Annotated in this window: 10 protein-coding genes and 1 pseudogene; 6 read left to right on the plus strand and 5 right to left on the minus strand. The window is 39.3% G+C overall.

What is annotated here, in order from left to right; genetic code table 11:
• From trpD to trpA, 4 genes are all read left to right on the plus strand, one after another.
• Positions 1 to 713 (plus strand): anthranilate phosphoribosyltransferase (gene trpD / locus L652_RS0100565; protein WP_024603178.1); only part of this gene is annotated, 713 nt, incomplete at its 5' end.
• The gene (trpCF, locus tag L652_RS0100570; protein ID WP_024595005.1) at positions 706 to 2,070 is read left to right on the plus strand and encodes a bifunctional indole-3-glycerol-phosphate synthase TrpC/phosphoribosylanthranilate isomerase TrpF; all 1,365 of its coding nucleotides are present in this window, start codon (positions 706 to 708) and stop codon (positions 2,068 to 2,070) included. The genes trpD and trpCF, both read left to right, overlap by 8 nt.
• Positions 2,071 to 2,077: 7 nt before the next feature.
• Positions 2,078 to 3,262, plus strand: coding sequence for a tryptophan synthase subunit beta (gene trpB, locus L652_RS0100575; RefSeq protein WP_002961582.1), 1,185 nt, complete (start codon positions 2,078 to 2,080; stop codon positions 3,260 to 3,262).
• Positions 3,259 to 4,080 carry a tryptophan synthase subunit alpha gene (gene trpA, locus L652_RS0100580; RefSeq protein WP_024595006.1) on the plus strand — a complete coding sequence of 274 codons (822 nt, stop codon included), beginning with the start codon at positions 3,259 to 3,261 and terminating at the stop codon, positions 4,078 to 4,080. Before trpB ends, trpA begins: the two co-directional genes overlap by 4 nt.
• A 64-nt stretch (positions 4,081 to 4,144) precedes the next feature.
• Here the strand turns inward: trpA and L652_RS0100585 are convergent, their stop codons facing one another.
• Together L652_RS0100585 and L652_RS0100590 are read right to left on the minus strand one after the other, a co-directional pair.
• Positions 4,145 to 4,723, minus strand: a complete 579-nt coding sequence (locus L652_RS0100585; RefSeq protein ID WP_024595007.1) for a type 1 glutamine amidotransferase domain-containing protein — start codon at positions 4,721 to 4,723, stop codon at positions 4,145 to 4,147.
• Positions 4,724 to 5,080: 357 nt separating this feature from the next.
• Positions 5,081 to 5,350 (minus strand): HU family DNA-binding protein, encoded by a 270-nt coding sequence (locus L652_RS0100590; protein WP_007375441.1) that lies wholly within the window; start codon positions 5,348 to 5,350, stop codon positions 5,081 to 5,083.
• Positions 5,351 to 5,541: 191 nt separating this feature from the next.
• Between L652_RS0100590 and L652_RS0100595 the strand changes: the two genes are divergently transcribed.
• Both L652_RS0100595 and L652_RS0100600 read left to right on the plus strand, forming a co-directional pair.
• Entirely contained in the window at positions 5,542 to 6,117 is a 576-nt protein-coding gene (locus L652_RS0100595; protein WP_024595008.1) for an inner membrane-spanning protein YciB, read from the plus strand.
• Positions 6,118 to 6,193: 76 nt separating this feature from the next.
• Positions 6,194 to 6,835, plus strand: a complete 642-nt coding sequence (locus tag L652_RS0100600; RefSeq protein WP_024595009.1) for a CPBP family intramembrane glutamic endopeptidase — start codon at positions 6,194 to 6,196, stop codon at positions 6,833 to 6,835.
• A gap of 143 nt (positions 6,836 to 6,978) precedes the next feature.
• Here the strand turns inward: L652_RS0100600 and L652_RS0100605 are convergent, their stop codons facing one another.
• From L652_RS0100605 to L652_RS0100615, 3 genes and pseudogenes are all read right to left on the minus strand, one after another.
• Positions 6,979 to 8,865 carry a hypothetical protein gene (locus L652_RS0100605; protein WP_024595010.1) on the minus strand — a complete coding sequence of 629 codons (1,887 nt, stop codon included), beginning with the start codon at positions 8,863 to 8,865 and terminating at the stop codon, positions 6,979 to 6,981.
• Positions 8,866 to 8,874: 9 nt separating this feature from the next.
• A complete protein-coding gene (locus tag L652_RS0100610; RefSeq protein WP_024595011.1) occupies positions 8,875 to 9,966 on the minus strand; it encodes a hypothetical protein in 1,092 nt (363 codons plus the stop codon).
• Between the two features lie 62 nt (positions 9,967 to 10,028).
• Positions 10,029 to 11,230 (minus strand): annotated as a pseudogene (locus tag L652_RS0100615) (hypothetical protein); the annotation flags it as partial.

The following is an 11,230-nucleotide window of genomic DNA, read 5'->3' on the forward strand; positions in this document are numbered from 1 at the left end:
CTGCTGCCGGCATTAACATGGTAAAACATGGTAATCGCAGTGTATCGAGTAATTCAGGCTCTGCCGACTTACTAAAAGCACTGGGCATTAATATAGATATGAGCCCAGAGCAGGCAGCAAAATGCCTTGAGCAAACCAATTTTACCTTTTTGTTTGCACCGCACTATCACAGTGGCGTTCGCCATGCGATGGGGGTGCGTACAGCGCTTAAAACACGCACTATTTTTAATATTTTAGGCCCGCTTGCTAACCCAGCAGCACCTGATGTGCAATTGTTAGGTGTGTACAACGAAGCGTTATGTATGCCAATGGCACAAACACTTAAAACCCTTGGCACAAAGCGCGCTATGATTGTTCACGGCTCGGGCACTGACGAAATAGCTCTACACGGTCCAACAACGGTAGTTGAGCTGAATAATGGCGAGCTTACACAGTACACACTAAACCCAAGCGACTTTGACCTTGCAAACTATTCACTTGAACAACTCGCTGGTGAAGGCCCACAATACAACGCAAATGCTAGCCTTGCCATCTTACAAGGCAAAGGCACAGATGCACATAATGCTGCCATTGTGGTTAACGTAGCTGCCCTTTTATACCTAACAGGTAAAGCAGAAACGTTAAAAGAAGGGGCAAAGCAAGTACAAACATTATTAAGTTCAGGGCAAGCCATGAACACACTAAATGCAATTATTGAGGTAAGTAATGGCTAATGTATTAGACAAAATTGTTGCTGATAAAAAATTAGAACTAATTGAGCGTAAAGCCGCACGCCCGCTTGAAAGCTTTAAGCATCTTGCAGTGCCTACAAGCCGTAGCTTTTATAAAGCATTAGCCGCCCCAGGCACACAGTTTATTTTAGAATGTAAAAAAGCATCGCCTTCAAAAGGGCTAATTAGAGAGCCATTTGATTTAACCGAAATCACATCGGTTTATAAAAAATATGCTACCTGCATGAGCGTGTTAACTGATGCTAAATATTTTCAAGGCAGTTTTGATTACCTCGAATTTGTGCGCAGCCAAGTAGAACAACCGCTTATCTGTAAAGACTTTTTTATAGATGAGTACCAAGTATATATGGCGCGTATTTATGGCGGTGACGCTATATTACTGATGCTTTCAGTACTCGATGACGAAAGCTATAAAGCACTGCACGCAGTTGCCGATTCTCTGAATATGTCGGTACTCACCGAAGTAAGTAATGAGGAAGAAGTACACCGTGCACTTGCGCTTGATGCACAAATTATTGGTATTAATAACCGTGATTTACGCGATTTAAGCACCGATTTAGCCACTACCGAAAAGCTACGCAAACTTATTCCGGCTGATAAAGTGGTTATTTCGGAATCGGGTATTTACACCCATCAAGACGTAAAACGTTTAGCTCCATTATGCGATGGTTTTTTAATTGGCAGCTCACTTATGGGCGAGCGTGATTTAGAGCAAGCATGTCGCCGTGTTATTTTAGGTAACAATAAAGTATGTGGTTTAACACGTACCAAAGATGCACAAGCGGCATATCAAAACGGTGCTATTTACGGTGGTTTAATTTTTCATCCTAAATCGCCACGCTATGTTGATTTAGATTGCGCAAAAGAGCTTAGCCAAAGTGCCCCGCTTAATTTTGTGGGTGTGTTTGTAGATGCCCCAATTGATCAAGTTGCTCAATACGCAAGTGTGCTAAAATTGGCGGCAGTTCAATTACATGGTCAAGAAAGTGACGATTACATCGCTCAGTTGCGTACACAGTTACCTACCGGCTGCGAGATTTGGAAAGCGCAGGCAATAAAAGATGCATTGCCAACGCCTATAAATGGCGTTGACCGACACCTTTACGATACACACAGCGACACACAAGCTGGCGGTACAGGTAAAGCATTTGATTGGTCGGTGCTTCATGATGCAACCACACCGTTTATGCTCGCTGGAGGCTTAAATCCAGACAATATTAAAGATGCGCTTTTTAAAGGTGCCTTAGGCCTTGATTTAAACTCAGGCGTTGAAGAATCTGCGGGTAAAAAGTGCCCTAACAAATTACATAATGCTTTTACAAGCATCAGAAATTATTGAGGTTAAAATGCAAAATCCAGCTTATTTTGGCGAGTTTGGCGGTATGTTTGTACCCGAGTTACTTGTCCCTGCGCTTAAGCAGTTAGAAAACGAATTTAACAAAGCACAAAAAGATCCTGAGTTTCAGGCTGAGCTAAGTAAATTATTAAACGAGTATGCGGGTCGTCCTACCCCACTTACTTTAACGCGCAATTTAGTTAAAAACCCAAAAGTAAAACTGTATCTAAAGCGTGAAGACTTATTACACGGCGGCGCACATAAAACCAACCAAGTACTTGGCCAAGCGTTACTTACTAAGCGCATGGGTAAAAAACAAGTAATTGCTGAAACAGGCGCAGGCCAACACGGCGTTGCAACCGCGCTTGCATGTGCATTACTGGGTTTAAAATGTCGAATTTATATGGGCGCAAAAGACGTTGAACGTCAGCAACCAAACGTATTTAGAATGAAGTTAATGGGCGCAGAGGTTATTCCGGTAACAGCGGGTTCTGGCACATTAAAAGATGCAGTAAATGAAGCCCTGCGTGACTGGTCAGCTAATTATCAAGACGCGCACTACCTACTAGGCACAGCTGCGGGTCCTCACCCATTCCCAACAATTGTACGTGAGTATCAAAAAGTTATTGGTGAAGAAGCTAAACAACAAGTACTTAAAGCCGAAGGTCGTTTACCTGACGCTGTAATTGCCTGTGTTGGTGGTGGTTCAAACGCAATTGGTATGTTCACCGACTTTATTGACGAGCCAGGCGTTAAATTAATTGGTGTTGAGCCTGCTGGGAAAGGGCTTGATACAAATGAGCACGGTGCAACAATTTGTAAAGGCACTAAAGGTATATTACACGGTACTTACACGTACATTATGCAAAACGACGATGGCCAAATTGAAGAGTCTTACTCTGTATCAGCGGGTCTTGATTACCCTGCGGTTGGTCCTCAGCACGCATTTTTACACGAAACCGGTCGAGCGCAATACGTGGGTATCACAGATACAGAAGCGCTTGATGCGTTTCAATCACTTGCTAAAAACGAAGGGATCATTCCGGCGCTTGAATCAAGCCATGCGCTTGCTTATGCACTTAAGTATGCAGAAGAGCAAACCGAGGAAAGCGTTTTAGTTATTAATTTAAGTGGTCGTGGCGATAAAGATTTAGCACACGTTCACAATGTACTATCTGAAAGAGGTCAGCTATGAGCCAAGTAAAAACGGATCGTTACGGCAAAATGTTTGCAGCGCTTAACGAGAAAAAACAAGGTGCGTTTGTACCATTTGTAACAATTGGCGACCCAGGTAAAGAGCAAAGTGTTGCGATTATTAAAAGCCTAATTGACGGCGGCGCTGATGCACTTGAGCTTGGTATTCCGTTTTCTGATCCGATTGCGGATGGTCCTGTAATTCAAAAAGCTAATATTCGCGCACTTGATGTGCACATTAACACGCAAGATTGCTTTGATGTTATTAAAGAGATACGCGAGTATAACGCCGATATTCCAATTGGATTATTGCTTTACTCAAACCTAGTTTTTAAGCGCGGCATAGAAGCATTTTATAAAGATGCAAAAGCGGTAGGTGTAGACTCTATTTTAGTGGCTGACGTGCCTCTGCATGAATCTAAAATATTTAGAAAATCGGCAATGGATAACGGTGTAGACCCAATTTTTATAGCAACACCTAATGCGGATGACGACACACTTCGCCAATGCGCCTCTTACGGTCGTGGTTATACGTATTTACTATCGCGCGCAGGTGTTACCGGTACCGATACAAAAGCACAAATGCCAGCGGGTAATATTGTTACTAAATTAAAAGAATACCATGCAGCTCCTGCTCTTTTAGGATTTGGTATTTCAACGCCAGATGATGTAAAAGCGGCACTTAATGCAGGCGCAGCAGGTGCTATTTCAGGCTCTGCTGTAGTTAAAATTATTGAAGCTAACCTTAACGATTTAGACGCAATGACAACGCAGTTAAAAGCATTTGTTAGTGAAATGAAAGCGGCAACCGCATTATAAAAAGTGTAAATTTAGGCATTAAAAAAGGGCATTTAAATGCCCTTTTTTGTTTTTGAAAAGCAAATTAGTGAGCTTGGTGTTTACCCTCTAAAATCTCTTCAATAAACTTAGCATTAAATGCTTCTAAATCAGCTGGGCTTCGGCTTGTTACCAAACCTTGGTCTACACATACTTCTTGGTCAACCCAATTAGCACCTGCATTAATTAAATCGCTTTTAATACTAGGAAAAGAAGTAATGGTACGGTCGCGCAATTTATTAATTTCAGCTAACAACCACGGTGCGTGGCAAATAGCAGCAACGGGTTTGTTTTTTTCTGCACCAAAAAATCCATCAATAAATGCTTTAGCATCTTTATCTTGGCGTAAACTGTCTGGATTAAATAAACCACCAGGAAGCATAAGCGCGTCGTAATCAGCAGGATCCGCGTTTGTAACTAGTTTATCTACTGTTACTTTATCGCCCCACTTGTCTTCATCCCAGCCAGTAATTTGGCCTTCTTTAATTGATACTATTTCGATGTTTGCACCAGCATCAAGTAATGCGCTGCGTGGAGATAAAAGCTCACTTTGCTCAAATCCATCAGTGGCTAAAATTGCGATTTTTTTGCCTTGTAAACGTGTGCTTGTTTGTAATGTACTCATTGAGATCTCCTTATTTTCTTAAAGGTATATTTAAAATACACAATCAAAAAAGCACGATGCGTGCCGATAACAAGCAATTGAAAATAAAGGAGTTAATTTAAGTAGGATTTATAATGCCATGTAAATCATTTAGAAGGGATGAAAAAACTACATAGATCAGACATAGCTTTGCTACTTGGTGATTTAAATACAGAAGCTTCGCTTCTCGCGTGAGCAAGCTCAACGCCTACAACTAACGCTCGGCATTATGTTTATTTTGTAGACGCACAACTTGTTGGCGTGATGGGCAAAGCCCATAATTTTATGTTTAATAACTCCACGCAAAGCTCAGTCAACGACCAAGCTAAGTAATGCTATTTAAAGCAGATCTTTTAACGCCTTAGCAGGTTTAAAAACCGCTTTATTTGCGCCTTCTATTTCAATTGCAGCCCCTGTTTGTGGGTTACGCCCAGTACGCGCTGGGTAATAACTAAGTGCAAACGTACCAAAGCCATTAATTTGAACTTGATCGCCCTCAGAAAGCGACTTAGTAATTACTTTTTGCAAGCTTGAAAGTGCCGCTTGAGAATCTTTTTTTGTTAATTCACTTTTGTGTGCGATGGCAGCAACGAGTTCTGCTTTATTCATTTTAGGCTCCTAAATACACGCCAAATCAGTGTTGGTTAAGCGTGGGAATATGATGATATAAAAAGTACCAAACCAAATTGGCAATAAAGCCACGCAGGCTAAGGGTTACAGGGCAACAAGTCAACCTTGTAGTTGCTAAGCTTTATGTGGTAAAAAGCCTTTGACTCTTTTTCGTATAATTTAGGTAGACTATGCACGCATTAATTGAATACATCCCACTCATACTGTTTTTTGCAGTTTTTAAGCTAGTCGATATTTATTGGGCTACCGGTTTATTAATGGCCACTACGCTTATTCAAGTTGCTTATAGCTACTTTAAACATGGCTCTGTGCCAACTCGTCAGTGGATATTTTTCGGCATTGCTGCTGTGTTTGGTACGTTAACGCTAGTACTTCATGATGAGCAATACATAAAATGGAAAGCAACGCTAATATACGCAGGTTTAAGTTTAACGTTACTTGTTAGCCGTTATGTACTTAAAAAAAATCTCGTTAAAAAAGCGCTTAGCTCAATACTCGAAAATGCTAATGATACAGAACAAGCCATTGTAGTCCCAGAACCGTTATGGGATAAGCTTAACCTGATGTGGGTTGTAATTACTGCTGGCATCGCAGCGTTGAACATTTATATTGCGTATAATTTTTCGCTCGACTTTTGGGTCAACTTCAAAGTATTTGGTTTAATGGGCATTACCTTTGTGAGTATTTTTGCCACTATTATTGCCTTGTACAAATACCTCCCTAATGAAGAAGAACCAGTAAAGTAATTTATAGATAACTAATATCGTCATAAAAATGTCGTCTTAGCTTGATAGTTTATTAAAAAAACAAGTTGAGACGACTTTGAACGCCAATCAATATCGCTGGTTTGAATTTACCCTCATTTTTGTGTTACTACCCTTGTTGGGTTTTGGATTACGCGAGCATTTAGCTAACTGGCTTATTCCTGCGCTTATTATACTTATGAGTGTGTGTTGTATGTTGCTACTGAGCGATCCCCACTTTAAACGGTTTAGACTCACAAGCCTTGGGCAGTTTTCTGCTGTTAAAAAACGTGTTTTTAGCTTCTTTTTTTTAGGTGCGCTGTTCTCTGGTATGTTTTACGGGATTATTCATCAAGGAAACTGGTTTACCCTTCCTCGCAATTCATTTAATGATTGGCTTTTACTGTTGTTGCTCTACCCAATACTGTCGGTTATTCCTCAAGAGTTAATATTCAGAACGTATTTTTTTCATCGTTATAAGCGCATCATGCCCAAAAAAGCAGTCCGTATTATAGTTAGTGCGAGTGTATTTGCGTTGGCGCATAGTGTGTATGCAAATTGGATTGCAGTAGGTTTGGCATTTTTAGGCGGACTACTGTTTGCTTATACCTATGCACAAAGCCGCTCAACCGTCGTGTGTGTTATTGAGCATAGCTTATGGGGGCTTTGGATGTTTACACTCGGAATTGGTAGCTACCTTGATTCAGGCGCATTTAACTAATATAACAAGCAATAAAAAATCCGATACTAGAAAACTAATATCGGATTTTGAATATTTCTAAAGCCACTTAACTAATCGTTAAAACGCTTCTTAACTGTTCGGCCTTAAGCGAATGCTAGGCTTTAAAATATTTAATCAAGTAGTTAAAATAATGATTCAAACTCACCATTTGGAAATAAAACACCAGGAATACCACGTACTGCAGTAACATCAGCTAGTTTAGTATCACCAAAATATAAACCGCCACTGTAATTACGACCCTTTTGCTTTACATCTAACCAACGTCCATTTTCGCCTTTCGCTATTAGATTAATGTTGCCACTAACATCACGAATACGTAAATCTAACGCACGATTTTTTATGCTAACAAATATATCTGTAGAGGTAAGTTCTGATAAGTTTTCAACATCGCCCACGTAAGCAAACTTAAAATCGCTTGCACCACTTAAAGGAAAATCTAATTCAAAAGTAAATGCTAAATCGTCATTATCTTCACCAATAAAAGGCGAAGCCTCTACTGCTGTGATATGAAATGCAGTGTTTTGAATGTCGCTCACGTAATCACCATTAAAATCAAAAGTAGATAACGTTGTAGACTCTTCACCTAATGAATTAACAAAACGATTTAAGTTTAGTGATAAATCGCCTTCAAGTTTACCAGCGGCTTTATTGATAATTACATTCGTAGTTACCTGTGTAATACCTGTCTCTGCTTCTGGGTTTAATTCACTTTGAGCATCTATGCCATCAAACTCAATCAGCAACTCACTTACATCAACACTTAATACCGTAGCACCATTTGTAACAGTAGCACTCATTATACCTTCAATTTTATTACCTAATACACCACTTACTCTAAATGTGGGAATTGATAAATCAATTGTTATAGGTAACTCATCATATGTGCCAGTTATAGCCCAAGTATAAGGTGATTGGCTGTAATCAATATCTAAGTCACGAAGTTTATACTGTCCCGATGGTGTAGAGCCATCAGCTAGTGGTGAATAATTTGTGATAACTTCGTTTAAAGCATTAGTAAGTGCATCAAGGGTTCTTTGTGTGTCTTCATCAAACGCATCCTCAAGCTCAGCAAATTTTACGTCTAATTCATCTGAATAGCTTTTTTCTTGAAGTCTTGCAGCACCTATAATATTTCGTGTATCAACAAGTAACTCTCTTGAATCTAAGCTTTGAACTTCTGTTGAGCGAGCCTGCCAATTTGTAAATGTAGTTACACTTGCGATCGTTTGCTTAACTTGACCTGCAACGTTTGGTAGTAATCCATTACCTTGGTCGCTAAATAAGTTATCTGTAACATACTGCGCTGCTAAATCGCTATAATCTTCCCATGCCTGTTGGTCAGTCTCTGAGTTAGTAAATGCATTAAAAGCACTTTCAACACTAAACGTACTATCAGCAACACCAGCTAAAATTGCTGCGTAAGTAAATGCATTAGTAACCATTTCCGCTTCAACACTTGCATTTAAATTGCTGTGCGTTAAATGATAAAAAGGTGTGGCTGATAAACTAGCTTGCGTAGCACTAAAGCCTTCATCTGTAATTGCTTTACTCAATGGCGATAAATAAATTGTATTTACACCCGGTGCACTAAATGCATCTGCTTTGTAATTAAGAGTAACGGCTGTCAATTCTTGGTAGTCTATTAAACGGTTTGCGTTTAAGTCATTTACATCACCACGGACTGTTCTGCCACAACCTGTAAAGCGCGGACAAGGTAGAGCCATATCACTCGGTATAAACTCAAAACTATTAAAAGTAAGTGGAGTTACACTTACACTCACAGTATTAATGTTTTCGACTTCAATTGATTCTTGCACCACCCCATCGCTATCTAAAACATTAAGCGTGCCCTGTGGTGATTGCCAATTAGATACATAAAAACTCACAGAAGAAGATGTAGCAATTTCACTCACTGCAACAGATTCTGAACTGTCACTGTCACTGTCTGATGAAGAACCACAACCTACTAATGCAATAGCTACCCCTAAAGGTATAATTTGTTTTAACATCTTCATTCCTTAAAACTTAATGTTCACGTACCAATTCACATTCGCATAATAGGCTTTATCTAAATCTAAGCTATCAGTTTGTAAATTAAGACCAAAATATTCGTTTTCTATACCAACTAAAAATGCTTCACTTTTTGTCTCGTAGCCTGCCTGTACTTTCCAATGATCCCAAAAGTGTATACGGCCTTTTAATTGGCTGAACGTGTCTTTGTCGTAACGTTTTAAAGTTAACTGAGTCGAAAATCGGTCGTTTATTCTGTAATCGGCAAATGCTTGTAGTCGCATTTCCATTTCGAAATCATGAGATACCGTATTTCCAAATGCAGATGTTTTTAATGAAACTGTTGGCTGAGTAATAATATCGCCGTTGTCATCTTCGCTAAATGGAATTTCAGTAGTTTGCCCTTTTACAGAGCCGCTGTCTTCGTACTGAGTTTTATAGAGCAAATCTTTTACGCTAAAACCAACCTGAAGCTCATCGTTTACTTGCCAATCAGCAAAAATATCTAGGCTATAGCCTAGCCCTTCTGGCTTTTGTGAAGGTGTAAATTCTTTAAATAAAATATCTTTTGAAAAGTTGTAATCAACAGTTACAGCGCCTTCAACTTCATCACTATAAATTTCACCATTTACAGTGGCATCTTGATAGTGTGAACTGGCAAAAACAGAAAGTTTAGGTGTTATTGTTAATGCATTTTTATCTAAAAATTTAAAATCATAAGATACAAATACACCGTTAGACGTTGCTTGTTTAGCATCGAGGTAATAGGTATAAAATCTATCTTCAAACTCTAAGTCATTCTTTTCGGTATGAGTATATTTAGCTGTATCAGGATCAAAGTTAAGAACATAGTCGTAACGACTTTGTAAACCTACCTTAAAATTACCGTAGCCAACACCTACTTCAAATATATTATAGGTAAATGCACTGTCACCCGATTTTAATGGAGCATCAAAATCATCTACAAAAGCTTGTACTGGTTGTGCTTCAGTATAAATTTCTGCGTCAAAATGAGTAAATATTTGAAATTGGTTATCTGCGGAAGCAAGAGGAGAAATAAAAGCTGTTGAAAATCCTAACAAGAGAATTTTTTTTTTCATAATTTAATCGCTTTCTATAAAAAAAGGGAAAAGCACTGCTTTCCCCTTTTATAGTTTAAATATTACTTAGATGAATCAATTAAATCAACATCAGTGTAATCAACTACGTCACCATCAATGTAAGTAATTGAAAGACCGTTTGTTGTTTTAGTTGCAGTACCAAAAGACATCATCATCTCATTGTACATAGCCATAACGTCACCAGTGTAACCTGCACTTTCATTACCAGTAATAGACAATGTATAACCCATTGCATTATTTACAGTAATATCTAGAGCACTTGTCTCTTCCATATCACTATCAATAAATGTAGCCATTACTTTAAAGTCTACATCACCAGAAACACCTTCTAATGTAATAGAACCTGAATCTGTTGCATCATCAGCTGTAATGCTTAACATGCCATCAAAGCCTGAATCGCCATCAACAATTTCAACATGGTTCGACATCTCAGTCATTATGATTTCTGCATCATCTACATTTTCAGCCGTCACTGCGCCATCAAAAGTAAATACTAAACATGAATCAATTTGAGTTGAATCAATTGTACCAGCGGCAAATTCAACACAATCTGTAAGTGCTTGTGTTTGTGTATCAGCAGTTACAAGCTTAACTGAAGCGTCATTTTCACCTACTAGCGTAGCACCCCAAGCAACAACAAGCTGATTGTCTTGATAAGATGCAGCTGCGCTGATCATCTCACCTGTAGTCGCATTGCTAAGCATTAGCGTAAGATCATCTAAATTATAAGCATAATCCCAATCAGCATTACGAGTTGAAGTACCTGTACCTGAGTTATTACCCATTTCAGCTAATTCATCAATTACGTCGGCAAGAACGTCTGCTGCATCGATAACCGCTTGACCACCAGTGTTAGTAAGCACAGTCATAGTCGATAATGACTCTGATGTAGCTTTAACAGAAGTTAGTACTTCAAGTTTAGCAACCGCCGCTTCAGCAACAAGTTGTAGGTTATAAGCTGTTACAAATTGCTCGCTAGCTAGTTCACCTTGAGCTACAGCAGCTGTTTGCATAGCTGTAAGCGCATCAATCATTGCTTGTGCGCCTTCGCCTTCAAGGTCTAGGTAAGCATTAGCAGCAACTAGTGCTTGCTCAATAGCAATTTCAAGTGCATCAACAGCAGCAGCAAAATCAGACGCAGCAGTAACAGCAGTCATAGCAAGCTCAAGAGCTTCAGTTGCGTTTGCGGCTGTATCTACCATTGCACCTTCTGCGTTAGCAAGTGCGCTTGTAGAAGCTGCTT

Source organism: Pseudoalteromonas sp. TB25, assembly GCF_000497995.1.
GTDB classification, from domain to species: Bacteria; Pseudomonadota; Gammaproteobacteria; order Enterobacterales; family Alteromonadaceae; genus Pseudoalteromonas; species Pseudoalteromonas distincta.